The organism is Puniceicoccales bacterium, assembly GCA_031283585.1.
GTDB lineage: Bacteria > Verrucomicrobiota > Verrucomicrobiia > Opitutales > LL51 > JAIRTH01.
In genome coordinates, this window is the sequence record JAITBP010000013.1 from 55,970 (window position 1) to 73,208 (window position 17,239).

Below are 17,239 nucleotides of genomic sequence, written 5' to 3' on the forward strand. Positions count from 1 at the left end.
TAACAATTTCAGTAATGTTTGTTGATGAGGCCAAAGTATTATTAAGTGCCGGCAAAGGCGGCGATGGTTGCCTTAGTTTTCACAGGGAAAAATTCATGCCGAAAGGTGGCCCTGATGGCGGCGATGGTGGCAAAGGTGGTGACGTGGTTTTGCTCTGCGATTCGAACGTAAGTGATTTATCTCAATATAGATTTACACCCTATGGAAGGGCTGAAAACGGTCAGCCGGGCAGAGGAGCACAGAAGCATGGATCCAATGGCGGCGATTGCATTCTGAAAGTTCCAGAAGGTACTGTGGTGCAGAATATTAAGACCGGAACCATGGCCTGTGAGTTACTTAGTGATGGCCAGCGCGTGATTTTGTTAGCCGGTGGTGCTGGTGGCAAAGGCAATATGAATTTCAAAAGCTCTACAAACCAGGCACCTAGACGTACAATTCCCGGAGCCATTGGTGAGAGTGGAGAATTTTTGTTTGTGTTGAAAACCATTGCTGATGTTGGGCTGATCGGGCTGCCAAATGCCGGGAAGTCATCACTTATCAGTTTGATTACCAATGCTAAGCAAAAAATTGGTGCCTATCCTTTTACGACAATTTGGCCCAGGGTAGGAGTGTTACAATCCGAAGGCCTGTCCGAATCGATAACAATTGCAGACATTCCAGGCATAGTAAAAGATGCTCATCGAAATAAGGGATTAGGCCTGAGGTTCCTGAGGCATATAGAAAGATGTAATATTTTGCTATTTTTGCTAGATATGGCCGGTACGGACAACCGTTCGCCGGTGGAAGATTATCATACTTTGATATCCGAGATATCTCACTATAATGAAGATCTGGTAAAAAAAAATAAAATCTTGGTTGGTAACAAGATGGATATGGACCAATCAAAAACTAACCTGGAGGAATTCAAAAGAACGACCGGTCAAGATCTAATAGAAATATCCTGTGAAACTGGCAGTGGCATTGCAAAATTGATTGATGTTCTTGGGAAAGTCCTGAGGAAAAACTAGAGGATGCACGAATGGAAATCCGCTTCTTCTAGACTTTTACCGCCATAGACTATGTGGTATATTTTTTCCATTATTGGTATTTTCAGGCCAAGCTTTGTACATTCGTTAAAAAATATTTTCGATGTTTTGTAACCTTCGATGGCAGAGATAGATGTCGCGAGTATTTTTTCCGGAGTTTCACCTCTTCCGATCCGTTCGCCGAAGGTTCTATTTCGGCTCCATACTCCGGAACAGGTTGCCATCAGATCACCAAGACCACTTGCGCCATAGAAAGTTTCACGTTGGCCACCAAAATTCACACCGATGTCGGAGATTTCTTTAATGGCTGAGGTTATATAAGCGCACCTAAAATTATCGCCTAGCTCCATTCCATCTAAAATTCCAGCGCCTATGGCATAGATGTTTTTCAAACAACTGCCTAATTCTACGCCTCTTATGTCACTGGTACACCGGATGCCGATGGTTCCAAAGTTCAATTTATTAGCGATATCGGCAATGGCTTTATTTTTTGAAGCCAAATCGACGTTTGTTGGTAACCCTTTGGCCACTTCTTTAGCGTAGGTCGGGCCAGCAAATATGGCAAAGGACGTGGATATGGAGCTTTCGATGATGTCCGATGGGAAGGTCAATGAATCATAGGGCAATCCTTTGCATAGCGATATGACACAACAGTCCTTTTGTAGGTTGTATTGTTTTATGTTGTTGCATAGGTCGTTCAGGCCAACGGATGGACAGGCTATGAAGATCACATCAGATGACTCTAACAAGTTGAAGTCCAGGGTCAGTGTTATTTCGTCTGGTATTGTAAATCCAGGAAAATAGTCTACGTTTTCATTGTGGATGGCTATCCTATCGAGTTCCTTTTGATCTCTTGGGAAAAGTGTAACCTTGTGTTCACAGCGATTTGCATGTAATGCCATAGCTGTACCCCATGCACCGGCCCCGACAATTGCTATATTCATACTAAAATCATCTAACCTCATATCAGTCAATGTCAACAATTAGTCATTCCTACTATCTGATCAAACCCTGGACTGCCTGAAAATTAATGCCCCCGGAAAACAGGGATTGAAACCGGGGGCTGGATGGGATATGGATGGGAAATTAACTAATTCATAACAATTTTTGCCAGCCTACTTTTATGTCTGGCTGCTTTGTTTCTATGAATAACTCCACTCTTAACTGCTTTGTCAAGATAAGAAATATATTCAATTGTTCTTTTTTTAGCAACGTCAGCAGCATCGGTGGCTTTGGAAGATTTTGCCCTCTGCACCTGTCTAGCCAGAGTTTTAATCTTGCTACGTGAAGCCTTATTTCTAGCAGTTCTTGCTACTATTTGCCTCATACTTTTTAACGATGCCCTCTTGTTTGCCATCTCTTCAACAATTTATGTCCTATATTCAATAGGTCGGTCATATGGTGTGTCAACATAAAAAAATACAAAATTTTTCTTTTAAAAAATATTTACAAATTTTGCCCCCAAGAGCAGTAGATGCAATCATATCAACTGTCCTGATTTGACTGTTTTTTGTTATAATAATTACCTGTAGAGCGAGTTGTTTAGCGGTAATTTTGTTTTTGGATTACTGCCTGGCCCAGTGATAGACTTGGATGTATTTTTCAGCTGAACGTTTCCAGGAAAAATCTTTTTGCATTGCCCTGAATCTTATAGCCTCGAGACCGATTTTGTCATCATAATAGGTGGCGCAGGCCCAGCCAATGGTATTGTATAAAGCATCGTTGCTCAGGTCTGAAAATAGGAATCCGGTGCCCAGGTTTGCGGATTTGTCGTAATTTTCTATGGTATCCGACAGTCCGCCGGTCTGGTGGGCAACGGGTAAAGTGCCGTATCTCATTGCATACATTTGGGTTAATCCACAGGGCTCGAACCTACTGGGAATCACAATAAAATCTGATCCGGCCATGACCAGGTGGGATAATTTTTCATCAAATCCTACGTAAACTCCTATCTTTGGGCCATAGATCGAAGCCAATTCGTTAAACCTAGATTCGAGCCAAAATTCACCATTTCCAAGAATGACAAACTGGACGGACATGTGGTTAAGTACATGAGGCAGAATAGCTACAAGAATATCTAAGCCTTTTTGTTCGGCCAGTCTGGACACCACAGCAAATATGGGAATACCAGGGTTTTGCTCCAGGCAAAATTCTTTTTGTAATTCCATTTTGCATGCTAGCTTGCCGGTCAAATTTTTTTTTGAATAGTTAGCAGGTATCAACCTGTCGGTTTCGGGATTCCAGACGGAAGTGTCAATGCCATTGCAGATGCCGATCAGATCGCCGGCTTTGAATTTTAGGACATTGTCCAGACCGAATCCAAAATCTGGCGTTTGTATCTCTTTTGAGTAGCAACGGCTTACAGTGGTTAATTTTTTGGAAAAATATATGCCAGCTTTCATCATGTTGACCAGACCAACGGCTTCGACCCCATCGGGTCTGAACACATGGTCTGGAATACCAGAAAATGCCAAAATGCTTCTGGGTGACAGTCCATGGTGTTGTATGTTATGTATAGTGAAAACACTTCCGACACGCCCAAGGGGTTTGTTTCGTTCGGTGGTGCAAAGGTGGACCGAAATTAGTCCGGTGGTCCAATCATGGCAATGGATTATGTCAGGTATCCAGTTTTTGAAGTAACATAAATCCAAAGCAGAGCGGCACATAAATGCAAACCTTTCGGGATTGTCATGGTGATCGCCATAGCAACCGGAATAAATGCCATTCCGGGCGAAATATTTATTAAATTCAATAAAATAGGTGGTCAGGTTTTCATTCCTATGTTCCCATAATTTTGCATATTCGATACCATAACCCATGTTCACTATCATCGGATCGGTGTTTGCCCTGGTGGATCCAGGTAGCTCAACTTCGGAGTATAATGGTATGGCCACTCGGACATCATGGCCTAGTTTTGACAAATGTAGAGATAACGATGCTACACAGTCACTCAACCCGCCAGTTTTTGCGAATGGTACACATTCCGGAGATACCATCAAAATTTTTAATTTATCCGACATTCTTATTGAAAAACCCCCTCTTGAATATATGGGATATAGGGTCATGCGCAAGAGTTTTGGAAGAACCTGGGTATTAATTTTAATTTTATTGACCACAGTATTAGGTTGGACATGGATTATTAGCAACATGCCAATCGTTACCAATGCCGCTGATGAATCAGCAAATAATAATGACCATATTATAATAACCGGTATTAGGAACAGTACCCATAGGTTTTGTTACCCAGGTCGCAACATAGGGAATAGGCTTGATGTAAACCAGGCAACGGCGGATGTTGACTATGCAATAAATTTGGCCAAAAGCAGGCTCGATGATATAAAAAAAATACCATTGGATCAGGTTAGTTTCTCCAATACCATATTGGCCATGGAGTATGCCGAAGAAGAACTATCCCAGGCGTCTTCTTTGCTAGGCCATTTGGATGCCGTGAGCAATTGCGATGAAACCACCAAGGTAATATACGAGATTTTACCAAAAATATCTGAATTTAGTGCATCCATACCATTGGACCAGGAGCTATGGCAAAGGGTTGATAGCTATTCCCGTTCCAAAGAGGCCAATGAATTGTTGCCAGTTCAAAAAAAACTTCTCAAAAATATCGTCGATCTTTTTGTCGACCATGGGGCCAATTTGGATGCTAGGGCCAGAGCCAGATTGCTTGAAATATCGTCGGAGCTATCGAAATTATGTTATAAGTTTGGAGACAATGTGTTGGCCGCAAGGAACGCCTGGGAAAAATTTGTTACGAAAGATAAGTTATTGGGCTTACCCGAGTCGATGATGAAATCCATGGCCAGTGAAGCTGACAAAGCCGGAAGGGCAGGGGAATACAAAATTTCTCTGGATGATTCCTGTGTAGAGGTTTGTAGCAAATACCTAGATGATGATGATCTGCGCAAAGAGATACTTGTTGCCCATAGAAATCTTTGCCGTGACGGTAGGTTTTCAAATCAAGCTATTGTTAATAGGATCCTGGCCCTGGAAGACGAGAAGGCTAGATTACTTGGCAATGATTCTTACTCTAACTTTGTTCTAAAGCATAACATGCTGAAAACAAAAGCCGATGTGGATAGTTTTCTGGCAAAAGTCTATGAGGAAGCAAAACCTCAGTTCGATAAGGATTTAACTGCCTTGAGATTATATGCAAAAAATTTCTATGCAAAAACAAACGTTGATGGTGAATTGACTCCTTGGAACAGGGCCTATTTGGGGCAAAAAATGAAGACCGATTTATATGGTTTCGATCGGGAGCAGCTTAGGCCATATTTTGAAATCAACAATGTGATGAATGGCCTGTTTAAAATAGTGGAAGAACTCTATGGTATAAAGATAATCGAGAAAAAGACTGTGGCCCTTGGCTCGGAAGCTGGTGAATATTTTAATGGTTTGGTACAGGTATGGGATGAAGACGTAAAGTATTATGAAATTTTTGAATCCAATGGAAATTTTATTGGTGGATTTTTTGCAGATTTATATCAGCGTAAAAACAAACATTCCGGAGCCTGGTGTTCTGGCCTGGTCTGTGGTGGAATCCACAGTGACGGGAAATGGCACTATCCTGTTGGTGTTATTTGTGCTAATGTTCCAAAGCCGACCCAGGGAGAGCCATCGTTGCTGTTGCATTCAGAAACCGAGGTTATTTTTCATGAATTTGGTCATCTCATGCACCTGATGTTTGGGAAGGTAGATTATCCGTCACTTAATGGTTATCACGTGGCCATGGATTTTGTAGAATTGCCATCCCAGCTGATGGAGAATTTTTGCTGGGAGCCTAGGTCATTGGCCCTTTTTGCTAAACACCATATCAGCGGGGAGTTGATTCCTGCCGATTTATTCAATAGGTTGTTGGCATCGCGTAGTTTCATGGCCAGCTTATCATTGATGGGTCAACTTGACCTGACTGTTATGGACATTGAGTTGTACGGAAATTACGCCAAATATAATTCCTGTCAAACGCTGGATGCCGTCCTCGAGGATGTTTTAGGCAAATATAGGATAGATTACAGAGAAAAACCACCTAGCATAATCTATCGTTTTAGTCATATTTTTAGTGGAGGTTATGCATCGGAATATTATTCCTATATGTGGTCTGAGGTCCTCGATGCTGATGCATTTACATTATTCAAGGCCAATGGTGTTATTGATAGAGCCACTGGCCATTTGTTCCGTGACAAAATCCTGAGCGTTGGAGACAGTGTGGACCCTTTGGAAAATTTTAAATTTTTTGTCAAAAGAGAGCCAGACATTAGGCCATTTTTAATGCGGCGAGGATGTTTGCAGCCGGATGTTGATGAAAATAAAAATAAAAAATAAAAACAAAACCAAAAATAATCTTGCTTTTGTAGGAAGGCAGTTTTTATTTCAGGAAACGTTTGTTTTTCGATGAAAGCTATTATTGAGACCCAGGGTAGGCAATTGTTTGTTAAGGATGGAGATATTGTTTTTGTGGATCGTTATGTTGGTTCCCAACCAGGCGATATCGTCGACATAAAAAAAGTTCTTGTCCTTGGCGAAGGAGACGATGCTAAAATCGGTGCACCCTATGTAAATGGTGCTGTGGTTAAGGTTAAAATTCTTGAAAATAAACGCGGTAAGAAGGTGCGTATATTCAAAAAGAAACGTCGCAAAGGCTATGCCAGGAAAAGAGGACATCGTCAGGAATTGTCCGTGCTGAAGGTTGAATCTATAACGGCTTAGATGAAAGGTAGATAGATGGCGCATAAAAAAGGTCAAGGCACATCCAGAAACGGCAGGGATAGCAATAGTAAACGGCTTGGAGTGAAAAAATATTCAGGAGAAGCTATTTTGGCCGGAGGTATAATCCTAAGGCAGCGAGGGACTAAAGTACATCCTGGCAAAAATGTTGGTCTTGGAAGAGATTTTACGTTATTTGCTCTTGCTAACGGTAAAGTTAAATGGGATGGTGCCCATCGCAAAGTTCATGTAATTGCTTCTGTTTAAATAGATAGCAGCCTAGGTCATGTTCAATAGGTTTGTGTTATTTCCTGTAAAATGTTCGCTTAATGGATTAAGATTTTTGTGTAAAGAAAGAGCGTTTTTAGTTGAAATAGCGATTGGGTTCATCGTTTTTCCGATGCTATTCTATTGGCTAGGCATTAACATCAAATTATTGGCGGTTATTGTTTCATATTTTGCAATATTGGTAACCGAGGCCCTAAATACGGCGGTGGAAAGTGTTGTAAATTTTGTATCGCCGGAGTATAATTTTTTGGCGAAAAAAGCGAAGGATATGGGCAGTGCAGCGGTTTTTCTTGCCGTGGTCAATGCTCTGGTTGTACTACTGCTATCAATGGCTGCTAAATGATTGGCCAAGAAGAAGTTAATCTCATTTTAATACTACAAGGATATGATGGGAGACTAGTTGCCATTAGTGAAAGATTAGAAAATCTATCAAAGGATCGTGCAGAAATAGAGAAGGCCATAGAGATAGAAAAAAAGAAAGTAGCTGACTCAAAGGCAATGATTTTTGATGCAAAGATGAAACTTGACAAGGCAAACCTTGAATTGGAATCATTAAATCAAAAACTGATGGAGTTAAAGATTAGACAGGCTTCGGTGAAGAAAAGCACTGAATATAATCTGTTGCAAAATCAGGCAGCAGCCATGGCTGAAAAAATTGAACAGCTTGAAGATGAAATTGTTACTTCGTTGTATTCTTCAGATGATCTGAAGATTGTCAGTGACAAAATGGGCATGGAAGCTAATCTGCGTATAAATAGTTTGAATGATGAATTGTCTCGTAACCTATCTCTAATCGAAGATATTAGCAAAAACATTTCGGAATTGAATCTAAAGATCGATGGGCTGAGAAAAAATCTAGTCAATAGGGATTTGTTGCGAATGTATGATCTTGCAAGGCGAGGGGTAAAACGCATGCCTGTGGTTATTCCTGTTGAAGATGGTCGTTGTAAAGGCTGTAACATAAGAGTTTCCAATGACATTTTGGTCGCACTCAGGAGTAGTGGGTCTTTAGTTCAGTGCGAGGCCTGTGGTAGATTGCTCTACGGCAAAGAGCAGGAGCAAGAAAATGGTTTTGATGACGAAAATGGTTGATTTGCATGAATATTTTAGAGATATAATAACCCATGGCTATGTTTAACGTTCTTCCGGGATTTAGGGATTTCTATCCAACAGATTGCGCCGTAAGAAATTATATGTTTCAACGAATTCGTGAGACTGCCAAGTCATTTGGCTTTGAAGAGTATGATGGTCCGGTGCTCGAACCGCTGGAGTTATTTACTGAGAAATCTGGCCAAGAGATTGTATCTCAGTTATTTAGCTTTACAGACAAGGGTAATCGTCAGGTGGCAATGCGGCCGGAGATGACTCCGTCCTTGGCCAGGATGGTCGGTGCCAAAGCCAGTTCCCTTAGAAAGCCAATCAAGTGGTTTGATATCAGTGAATTATACAGATATGAACGACCACAGAAAGGTCGGTTACGTTCGTTTTACCAGTTTAATGCGGACATCTTTGGTGAGCCAGATGTCGTTGCCGATGCCGAAGCGATTGCCTTATTAATATTGGTATTAAGGTCGTTTGGGCTGACAGAAAATGATTTTCATGTCAAATTGAGTGATCGTCGGCTTTGGAGTATTTTTTTTCAGCTCAATGGAATTCTAGCCGAGGATTCGCCTAAGGTTTTGTCCATCATAGACAAAGCAGACAAAGAGCCGGTGGCTGTCAGCATAGAAAAATTGGGTGCTCTGGGCATGGATGGCTGGGGATTTATAGAAGAGATAAACAGGTTCAGATCATCGAAGACCGTTGGTGAGATTTACGAAATGTTATCCAAATGTAAACTATTTGAGGCGTCCACAAAGCCATTGGTCAGCAAAGGCATCGATGACCTATCGAGGCTGTTGGAATGCATAGAAATGTTTGGTTTGCAAGGATATGTGACTCTTGATTTGGGAATTGTAAGGGGACTTGCCTATTATACAGGATTTGTTTTCGAGGCCTTCGAACGGTTCGGTGAATCCCGAGCTCTGGCCGGCGGCGGAAGATATGATGATCTGACGAAAAAAATGGGTTACGCTGAATTGCCAGCGGTTGGATTTGCTGTGGGAGATGCTACGCTAACTAATCTGTTGATAGAAAAGAAGTTAATTCCAAATCTAGATAGATCCATCGATGTCTTTGCTGTTTTCGATGATGGGTTTAGAAGAGAGGCTATGAGTGATACGATCATGTTAAGGACCAATGGCATATCATCGGAGTTTGCGATGAAACCTATGGACATTCCTAAGCAGTTGAAGCTGGCCGCCTCGGTTAATGCAAAGGTTGCCATTATTTATGGAACCGATGTCCCGAATAGCCTTGATTTTGTGATAGTTCGCAATCTGAATGACAGAAAAGAAGCGGTTGTTGCAAGAAGTGATTTGCTAAAAACTTTGTCTGGGTTATTAGAATGATTAATGCAAAATGCAAAAATTTTTTGAGCTGTCGTCGGATTGTGATGGTCTAGACCTCTCAGGGCATGGCGCGATTCTAAAGAAAGGGACGATTGGATCGATTGTTAGCCGTCATGAGGACGGGGTTGAGGTTTGTACACTGAATGGCAACTACCATATACGCAATGACTTATTTGATAAATCGATTAAAAGATATGCTGATTCCAATGAAAGTGCCATGGACGTGGACTTCATTTGGGATCAGTTGAAGACTGTGAATGATCCAGAGGTTAATGTCAATATCGTGGATTTGGGCCTGGTTTACGGTATTGATGTGGTTTCTTCACCCGGGAATTCCAGGAAAATCGTTGTGGAAATGACCCTCACGTCACCAACCTGTCCTCTTGGTGAAGTGCTTCAGCAGGAAGTGGTTGATAAAATTTCTTCGACCTGTGCTGCCGATGAAGTGGTGGTCAATTTCGTCTGGGATCCGCCTTGGAGTAAGGATATGATAACCGAACCAGGGCGCATGGAACTTGGTTGGCAATGAGTTGAACATGAAATATCTGCTGGTTGACGCATTCAATCTCATTTTCAGGAGTTTTTACGCCATACCGCTGTTGACCGGTGGTGACGAAAAGATGCCTGTCAATGCAGCCATCGGTTTCATAAAAATCGTCGAAAAATTGAAAAAAACTGAATCGCCAAATGCCATTGCAATTTTTTTCGATTCTGCCGGCCCGAATTACCGAAAGTCATTATCGTCTGTGTATAAAGCAAATAGGAAGGATACGCCCCAGGAGTTGCTTGTGCAGATCCCGCTGATAAAGGAACTTTGTACCGCATTTGGTTATAGTATTCATGAATGCCCTGGAGCCGAAGCAGACGATGTAATTGCTTCCGCTGTAAAGAAATATGGAACTGATGCCAATGAGGTGCTGATTGTTAGCAATGATAAGGATTTGGCCCAGTGTGTTTCAAAATCAAAAAATGTATATCTGATGATATCAAATCACAACAAAATCGGTGATTATACCAAATTAGATGAGACGGGTGTTTTAAAAAAATTTGGCGTAACTCCTTCGCAGATAATTGATTATTTAGCATTGGTTGGCGACTCCTGCGATAACATAAGAGGGGTGGATAGCATTGGACCTAGGACCGCAGCTAGACTTTTATCAGAATACGGCACCATAGATCTTATGTTCGACAATATAAATTGTGTAACTCCGAAACGTGTTATGGAACAACTACTTATGTCCGGAGTTATCATTCAGTTGAACAAAAAAATAATATCGCTGGATGAAACGGCCTGTGACGTGGAGCTATTTCACGGGATACAGAAAAACCTGGATGCAATAGATGCGCTGATTAGGAAATTTTCGCTGAAATCACTGTCCTGTTATGTTGAATCAACCCAGCAAAACCTGAATTTTCTGTAATTTTCTGTGGTTTTCTGTAATTTTCTGTGGTTTTATAGTAACTGCTTTGATATGAGCTTGATAACCTGACATCTTTTTATAACATCCCAGTGGGGCGTTTGTTGAATGGATCAGGGTTTTATCATAAATATCACATCAAAGGCAATGATATTGGTATTGGTTTTGTCGATGCCACCGATTCTTGTGGCCACGTTCGTTGGATTGTTAACCAGTTTGATGCAAGCACTTACCCAAATACAGGAGCAAACCCTTGGATTCGCGATAAAGTTAATAGCCACCGTATTGGTGTTGGCATTATCAGCCTATTGGATAGGCGGCCAACTTTTGGCATTTGCAAACAACATATTTACCACATTTCCTGGGTTGTTGAACTGAAATGAATTCTGAATTAGTAAGTTACATTTCGTCAACATTCATGTCAATGATGATGTGTATCGTCAGGCTGGCGGCGACACTTTCATTGCTACCGTCATTTTCAAAACAATTTGTCGTCGGAATGGGTAGGGGAGTTATTATTTTTGGGATGGCTTTGCCGTTGTACTATCTTGTTTATCCAACGCTGCCTAAAGCAGAACACTTGCCGCTTTGGGTTTTCATCGCGACCATATGCAAAGAGGCCGTGATAGGGATGCTTCTTGGATTTCTAGGCGGATTCATATTTTTTGTGGCAGATAGCGTTGGATTCATCATCGACATACAAAGAGGTTCTTCTATGGCAACGACTTTTGATCCTGTGGCCGGTTCACAAACATCGCTGCTTGGTAGCATGTTGGTTCAGATGCTGACGGTGTCGTTTTTTATGTTGGGTGGTTTTTCTTTTTTCATCAATTTAGTTTATAAAACCTATGTTATGTGGCCTGTATTTGGATTTTACCCAAAATTTGACTCTAATTTTTCGTCATTTTTTTTGGCGCTAGCCGACGAGATGATGGAGGTCATTTTTTGCCTTGCCGGCCCAATTCTAATAGTCTTGTTTTTGGCAGAATTTGGCCTTGGGATGATAAGCCGATTTGCACCACAATTGAATGTATTTTTCCTGGCGATGCCTATAAAGAGCTGGTTATCCATGTTTTTTTTGTTATTCTATTTCTCGCTACTTATAAAATTATTTAAGTATTATTTTTATTCCCAGGGTAAATTATCATCGTTTATAAATAAATTTTTCAAATGAGTGAGGATAAAACAGAGATGCCGACACCGAAGCGCATGCGTGATGCCCGCAATAAGGGTAACGTGGCTAAGAGCGCTGATGTAAATTCTACGGCACTGCTGATTGGCATATTCTGCTATATAGGAATGGGTTGGGAAAAACATCTAAAAAATCTTTGCGAACTTTTATTGATTCCATCCTACTATGTTGGCCCGCACCTTGGTGACTATTTTAGACATGCAATGATTGGTGTTGCCATAAAAATGCTGACGATAGTAATGCCACTTGTGGGCATCGTGATACTTATTGGGATTGCAGCAAACTTTGCTCAGGTTGGTATACTATTCACAATGAAGCCGATAGCTCCTGATATAAGTAAGATTAACCCGATGGCCAAGGCTAAGCAGATTTTTTCGATGAAAAATTTGTTCGAATTTGGCAAATCTTCTTTAAAAATATTATTTCTTGGAACTTTGATTTATATGCTGGTAAAGGGCGTGATCGATGACATGTTATCTTTACCTTTTTGTGGCATAGGTGGTGTGATCGATGTGCTTGGCCCAATAATGGAACTGTTTGCAAAGAACGTCATATTTGCATACATAGTGGTAGCGATTATAGACTATGCTTTTCAGAAGAGAAACTGGACTAAACAGCTAATGATGTCGAAAGACGAGATCAAACGAGAATATAAGGAATCCGAAGGTGATGGCCAGATAAAGGGCAAAAGAAAACAGCTACACAGGGAGATGATGGAAGAAGATCCACCCCAGCGGACAAAGAAGGCCAGTGTGTTGGTCACCAATCCAGAACATATGGCCGTGGCATTATTGTATGATATAGATCGACCAGTATTTCCATTGCCGTTGGTTTTGGCCAAGGGCGTTGGTAAGGTTGCCGAGAAAATGATAGAGATTGCCCGGGAAAACAATGTTCCGATAATGAGGAATGTGCCGTTGGCCCATGCTTTAATGGACACGGCGGAAATTTTGGAATTTATTCCCGGTGCATTGATTGGACCGGTGGCTGAGGTTTTACGCTGGGTAAAGAATATGAAGGACGAACATGCCCAGGGCATTGGCCTCGAAGGTCAAGCTTAGCCCCGGTGTTTTATGATTATGATTATGAAGAAGGTGGTTGATCCTGGTCCTCTAAGCTTTTTACTTCGTTACCATAGAATATGGTCGATCTAAGTGGTATCAATATGAGTTCATTCCAAACGTCGTTATCTAATTTATATTTATTATTAATTTCCCTTTTATATTTAGTATCGTCGTCCTGTTGATTATCGTCCTGTTGATCATTCTGAGGTACAGCCTGCATTGAACCCTGTTGTGTACCCTGCGGCCATTGAATGTATTGTATACCAGGAAATTGTGCTCCATCAGGAAGAGAAGAATATCCCGTATTGATACTGGTCCCGATACCACCAGTAGAAGGATTGTTACGCCTAGTAGAAGTACCGATAAATTCGACATCAGGAACCTCATCATCTTTACTTCCATCATTCTTCTTGTTATTATTATCAGGTGGTTGCGATACCTGTATTTGGTATTGTAATTGCAATGTCTGGGGTTGCTTCAAAAATTTTATAATGTTCTCATAGCTATTTTCATAACTACTATTTTTCTTTAACTTTTCTTTTATGCTTATTGCCAGTTCTAAAGCGGTTTTATCTTTAGTTTGTGCTTTTTTTCTCCTATCAATCCGGTCACTTATATTATCTAAATTAACAGTATTTTCTGTTAAAATAGCTTTATAGTCATCCCATAATTTTTTATCATTATTATGAAGTTCATAGAATTTTTTATTAATAAATTTAACACATTCATAATTCCCATAAAATGCCGCCATGTGAAGAATATTCATACCATTAAAATTCGGCTTATCTGTGAACAGTGACTGTAAATTAAAATCGCGACCTTCTATCTGCAGGGTTGGTTGTATGGGTTTACCTGGTTGTGGTGTGCTTTTACAAAATTTTTCACATAATGCTTTAGCTGCATTTATTAGGTCTATCATAGCTCTGACGTAATCAAAGCTGCCACTAGTATTGCCTGGAGTATTAAACCACTCGTCGTATATAATTTTTATAAAAGCATTAGCAAAATTTATTACTTCTGTGTTATTATTCCGATTATTGCAGATAGCATCGGATAACCTTATCATAATATTGTGTTTAATATCTTCGATAGGGATATTATATAATTTAATAACAAGATCTATAATTTTTTTGTTATTGTCATTTTCTTTGGATAGAATGTCCGTTTTTTTGAACAAAATGCCACTTTCTATGCAACTGCATATGTTTTTTATAATTTCATTAGCAATTTTTTTCGTGATTTTATTGATATAAACATCAGGCTGATTACATTTTTTATAATTATAAGTAATAGTATCGATTATTAAGCTTATGATATGATAACAGTTGGATTGTATTGCCATCTCAATAAGATTAACAGGTTTATGAAAGCAATCTCTAATATTATTGGATTTAAAGAAATGTCCTATATGTACATTGATTTTGTAAAAAAATAGTTCAATTATAGACGTTTCTTGTTTTGCTTTATTAGTTTCGTTTAAGAGCCTATTGTATTTTTCATATTTTTGTTGATTGACATTGTCTTTTGTAAGATAGATAAAGAGTGCTTTCAGTGATTTTATTACTTCGTTGCTGTTATAGAAACGAAAATTATCTTTATATTTATCAGAATTGAAGATATTATTTAAATATTTAGTAAGAACGTCGATACCTTCAAAATCACAACCAAGTGAGCATTGTTTGCCACTGGTAACTGGAACAGCCATAGAAATCTTAGGACCATCTTTATCCAACGTATAGTATTTATAGGAACCAATACCGTCACAATTACATCTAAAACTAATGAAAACCATCACAATACCAACTAGCCGAAATATCATAAAAAGCCTATTGCTTTGCCACTTACTTGTTAATTCCATTTTCTTCAAAATCATAGCAGATAAAATTTTTAGTTGTAAAGAATAAAATTTGTTCTTTTTTGAATAAGATTGTCTGTCTTTAAGTTAGATTATAAAACTTTATAGTTGAAAGCCAAGGTTAATTAATTATCAGCAGGCGCCATTTCTATTTCTCTCGTTTCTATAATAGGTATAGCTGCACTACCATAGAATGTGGTTGTCCTAAATGGTATCAATAGTGTTTTGGCTTTACCATTGGTAACATTATCATTAATATGATCAAAACTGGTATTGGCAGTAGTGTTCTTTTTATATTTATTGTCATCATCATTATCCGATAGGTTGAACGTGTTATCAAGTATGGCTGTTACAATATTGATGTTACTTTGCAAATTTGTTAGCATACTTATAATACTATCAGGAAGCAGACTATCATTGGCACTGTTAAGCTGCCGCCACTCAGTCTTATAATAAGTATCCAATGATTCTTCAATAAGCTCAATAATTAAAACTGCTTTATAACTTAATTCATGTTTTTTATTTTTAAGATCGATAATATCAGAGATCTTAAGTGACTCTACTTTTTTCCCTTCAAGACCTCTAATACTAAGAATTTCATAAATACCTCTATCGATAGCGTTTCCTAGTGAACATATCTTGGCCATGATAACCCTGGTATCGTCACTATTGTTGTCGTTATGTATTACGTTTAGGTAACCATATTTGGTGGATTTATAATTTAGGTTATCCAATTCATTTTCAATAAATGCGCAGGTAATTTTAGAAGTGATCCAGTGATATGTGATAACGGGTTGACCATCACTATTTGAAAATATAAAGAAATTACCAACCCCATCCACCCATTTATAGGTACACTCTTCACTTTTAGATACAGGTACAAAAAGGCTTTCGATAAAGTGATAAACATTATTGATAACTTTCTGAAAAAATGATAGTTCACCATGGAGAATCTCTTTCACCTCTTTTCCTTCGTTAATTGTATTTTCGTTGTTAACATTAACTATACGAAGTTGGTTGCTATTATCATTAAAAGAATCTTGCTGTTTGAAGGGCCTTTGTATGACCAATGCAAGTGTTAATTTTTTATTATTTTTTATGCTTTTTATATTTTCTATAAAATTTTTTACATTTTCATTGTTTTTTATGAAATCAGGCAGATTGTTGAAATTTGCCGTTATGTAGTCTTTTGTATTGATATTTTCTTTCATTTCGAATTTACCAACGACAAGTGGTGGTGTGTAATATAGTAATTTGGGTTCTGTTTCATGTTTTTTACCGATGAAATCGATATCTTTTAGAATTGGATCGCCGTTAATTATGTCAAATAGTTCACCTTGGTGACTAGTAGGTTCACTGGTAGAGCCCATGTTAATCGCGAGGCATTTTTGCATTAAAAGAGATATAATTTCGTTAAAATCATCGATATCTTTTTGTATTTTGTTTAGCTTGTCTAAATTCGCCAGATTTAATCCGAATATTGCTAATTCTAACGGCGATTTGTTTTTAACATCACATTCTTTACCTTTAGGTTTAGATTCATTTTCATTAGAATTAGGCTCATTTTCATTAAGATTTATTGTCATGGTTGCGTTACTGGGCGTTATTTTTCTTTTATATATATTCCAATTAATCCCTATTTTAGATGATGGATCTATCATCTTTTTTCTTATAAAAGAAACGCAATCATGGTTACCTAATACTGCCGCAATATGCAGGATGTTCATTTTAGAGTTATAACTATAACCATCAAAAAGACTTATTAACAGTAATAATGAGCGTAATTTTAGTTGCTGTGTTGATAGTTTATTAATCTGATCATTAATCTGACTAAAAATTGATCCCATTATTTTAACGCCAGGAAATAAATTATTAGACTTGTTTCTTGGTGCATTGAACCATAAATGCCTTATTGCACCTTTCACCCGTTGCGCAGCTTCGTTGGATTTCGTCATTGAATAGGTCAATGCACTGTGGCCTTTATATTTACTCGATTTCGATTTTGTATCTACTAGTAAAATGAATACGTGAGGGTTGTGGTAGCCTTTAATAATACTATCGGCCTCATTAACATCATTTGTTTCGATTGCTTTGAGTAACTTATCTAAGTCTTCGTCAAAGTCCTTTAATTGTCGTATAACTTCGACATAATCTGCTTTTATTTTAGCATCTACTTTATTATTATCTTTTATGGCTTCCAGTATTATTTCAGCTATTTCCAGGGCAGTTACA

General features: G+C 39.0%; 17 protein-coding genes. 12 read left to right on the forward strand and 5 right to left on the reverse strand.

What is annotated here, in order from left to right:
* Positions 1-14 precede the first annotated feature (14 nt).
* Positions 15-1,007: a GTPase ObgE gene (obgE, locus tag LBB20_03755; protein MDR2735915.1), complete on the forward strand. Its 993-nt coding sequence runs from the start codon at positions 15-17 to the stop codon at positions 1,005-1,007.
* Here the strand turns inward: obgE and LBB20_03760 are convergent.
* From LBB20_03760 to glgA, 3 genes are all read right to left on the reverse strand, one after another.
* Positions 1,004-1,990, reverse strand: a complete 987-nt coding sequence (locus LBB20_03760) for an NAD(P)-dependent glycerol-3-phosphate dehydrogenase (protein ID MDR2735916.1) — start codon at positions 1,988-1,990, stop codon at positions 1,004-1,006. The genes obgE and LBB20_03760 overlap by 4 nt on opposite strands.
* Before the next feature lie 125 nt (positions 1,991-2,115).
* Positions 2,116-2,382 (reverse strand): 30S ribosomal protein S20, encoded by a 267-nt coding sequence (gene rpsT, locus LBB20_03765; protein ID MDR2735917.1) that lies wholly within the window; start codon positions 2,380-2,382, stop codon positions 2,116-2,118.
* Between the two features lie 208 nt (positions 2,383-2,590).
* Positions 2,591-4,045 (reverse strand): glycogen synthase GlgA, encoded by a 1,455-nt coding sequence (gene glgA, locus LBB20_03770; protein ID MDR2735918.1) that lies wholly within the window; start codon positions 4,043-4,045, stop codon positions 2,591-2,593.
* A 790-nt stretch (positions 4,046-4,835) separates the two neighbouring features.
* Between glgA and LBB20_03775 the strand changes: the two genes are divergently transcribed.
* The 11 genes from LBB20_03775 to sctU all read left to right on the forward strand — a co-directional run bounded on the left by LBB20_03775 (position 4,836) and on the right by sctU (position 13,149).
* A complete protein-coding gene (locus tag LBB20_03775; GenBank protein ID MDR2735919.1) occupies positions 4,836-6,359 on the forward strand; it encodes a M3 family metallopeptidase in 1,524 nt (507 codons plus the stop codon).
* A 69-nt stretch (positions 6,360-6,428) separates the two neighbouring features.
* On the forward strand, positions 6,429-6,743 hold the full coding sequence (gene rplU / locus LBB20_03780) for a 50S ribosomal protein L21 (protein MDR2735920.1): 315 nt from the start codon (positions 6,429-6,431) through the stop codon (positions 6,741-6,743).
* A gap of 15 nt (positions 6,744-6,758) precedes the next feature.
* Positions 6,759-7,007 (forward strand): 50S ribosomal protein L27, encoded by a 249-nt coding sequence (gene rpmA / locus LBB20_03785; GenBank protein ID MDR2735921.1) that lies wholly within the window; start codon positions 6,759-6,761, stop codon positions 7,005-7,007.
* Between the two features lie 19 nt (positions 7,008-7,026).
* Positions 7,027-7,371, forward strand: coding sequence for a diacylglycerol kinase (locus LBB20_03790; protein MDR2735922.1), 345 nt, complete (start codon positions 7,027-7,029; stop codon positions 7,369-7,371).
* A complete protein-coding gene (locus LBB20_03795) occupies positions 7,368-8,120 on the forward strand; it encodes a C4-type zinc ribbon domain-containing protein (GenBank protein ID MDR2735923.1) in 753 nt (250 codons plus the stop codon). Before LBB20_03790 ends, LBB20_03795 begins: the two co-directional genes overlap by 4 nt.
* Before the next feature lie 38 nt (positions 8,121-8,158).
* Entirely contained in the window at positions 8,159-9,478 is a 1,320-nt protein-coding gene (gene hisS / locus LBB20_03800) for a histidine--tRNA ligase (GenBank protein ID MDR2735924.1), read from the forward strand.
* A gap of 10 nt (positions 9,479-9,488) precedes the next feature.
* Positions 9,489-10,007: an iron-sulfur cluster assembly protein gene (locus LBB20_03805; protein ID MDR2735925.1), complete on the forward strand. Its 519-nt coding sequence runs from the start codon at positions 9,489-9,491 to the stop codon at positions 10,005-10,007.
* A 7-nt stretch (positions 10,008-10,014) separates the two neighbouring features.
* The gene (locus LBB20_03810) at positions 10,015-10,899 is read left to right on the forward strand and encodes a hypothetical protein (GenBank protein ID MDR2735926.1); all 885 of its coding nucleotides are present in this window, start codon (positions 10,015-10,017) and stop codon (positions 10,897-10,899) included.
* A gap of 105 nt (positions 10,900-11,004) precedes the next feature.
* A complete protein-coding gene (gene sctS / locus LBB20_03815; protein ID MDR2735927.1) occupies positions 11,005-11,274 on the forward strand; it encodes a type III secretion system export apparatus subunit SctS in 270 nt (89 codons plus the stop codon).
* Between the two features lies 1 nt (position 11,275).
* A complete protein-coding gene (sctT, locus tag LBB20_03820; protein MDR2735928.1) occupies positions 11,276-12,070 on the forward strand; it encodes a type III secretion system export apparatus subunit SctT in 795 nt (264 codons plus the stop codon).
* Positions 12,067-13,149 carry a type III secretion system export apparatus subunit SctU gene (sctU, locus tag LBB20_03825; protein ID MDR2735929.1) on the forward strand — a complete coding sequence of 361 codons (1,083 nt, stop codon included), beginning with the start codon at positions 12,067-12,069 and terminating at the stop codon, positions 13,147-13,149. Before sctT ends, sctU begins: the two co-directional genes overlap by 4 nt.
* Positions 13,150-13,171: 22 nt before the next feature.
* Here sctU and LBB20_03830 read toward each other — a convergent pair whose 3' ends face one another.
* Positions 13,172-15,025 carry a hypothetical protein gene (locus LBB20_03830; protein MDR2735930.1) on the reverse strand — a complete coding sequence of 618 codons (1,854 nt, stop codon included), beginning with the start codon at positions 15,023-15,025 and terminating at the stop codon, positions 13,172-13,174.
* A gap of 107 nt (positions 15,026-15,132) precedes the next feature.
* Positions 15,133-17,239: hypothetical protein (locus tag LBB20_03835; GenBank protein ID MDR2735931.1), on the reverse strand; the 2,107-nt coding region annotated here is incomplete at its 5' end.

Excerpts from the sequence above, each read along its gene's own strand:
- obgE (MDR2735915.1), top strand. The coding sequence starts at position 15 with ATGTTTGTTGATGAGGCCAAAGTATTATTAAGTGCCGGCAAAGGCGGC.
- LBB20_03760 (MDR2735916.1), bottom strand. The coding sequence starts at position 1,990 with ATGAGGTTAGATGATTTTAGTATGAATATAGCAATTGTCGGGGCCGGT.
- rpsT (MDR2735917.1), bottom strand. The coding sequence starts at position 2,382 with ATGGCAAACAAGAGGGCATCGTTAAAAAGTATGAGGCAAATAGTAGCA.
- glgA (MDR2735918.1), bottom strand. The coding sequence starts at position 4,045 with ATGTCGGATAAATTAAAAATTTTGATGGTATCTCCGGAATGTGTACCA.
- LBB20_03775 (MDR2735919.1), top strand. The coding sequence starts at position 4,836 with ATGGCCAGTGAAGCTGACAAAGCCGGAAGGGCAGGGGAATACAAAATT.
- rplU (MDR2735920.1), top strand. The coding sequence starts at position 6,429 with ATGAAAGCTATTATTGAGACCCAGGGTAGGCAATTGTTTGTTAAGGAT.
- rpmA (MDR2735921.1), top strand. The coding sequence starts at position 6,759 with ATGGCGCATAAAAAAGGTCAAGGCACATCCAGAAACGGCAGGGATAGC.
- LBB20_03790 (MDR2735922.1), top strand. The coding sequence starts at position 7,027 with ATGTTCAATAGGTTTGTGTTATTTCCTGTAAAATGTTCGCTTAATGGA.
- LBB20_03795 (MDR2735923.1), top strand. The coding sequence starts at position 7,368 with ATGATTGGCCAAGAAGAAGTTAATCTCATTTTAATACTACAAGGATAT.
- hisS (MDR2735924.1), top strand. The coding sequence starts at position 8,159 with ATGTTTAACGTTCTTCCGGGATTTAGGGATTTCTATCCAACAGATTGC.
- LBB20_03805 (MDR2735925.1), top strand. The coding sequence starts at position 9,489 with ATGCAAAAATTTTTTGAGCTGTCGTCGGATTGTGATGGTCTAGACCTC.
- LBB20_03810 (MDR2735926.1), top strand. The coding sequence starts at position 10,015 with ATGAAATATCTGCTGGTTGACGCATTCAATCTCATTTTCAGGAGTTTT.
- sctS (MDR2735927.1), top strand. The coding sequence starts at position 11,005 with ATGGATCAGGGTTTTATCATAAATATCACATCAAAGGCAATGATATTG.
- sctT (MDR2735928.1), top strand. The coding sequence starts at position 11,276 with ATGAATTCTGAATTAGTAAGTTACATTTCGTCAACATTCATGTCAATG.
- sctU (MDR2735929.1), top strand. The coding sequence starts at position 12,067 with ATGAGTGAGGATAAAACAGAGATGCCGACACCGAAGCGCATGCGTGAT.
- LBB20_03830 (MDR2735930.1), bottom strand. The coding sequence starts at position 15,025 with ATGATTTTGAAGAAAATGGAATTAACAAGTAAGTGGCAAAGCAATAGG.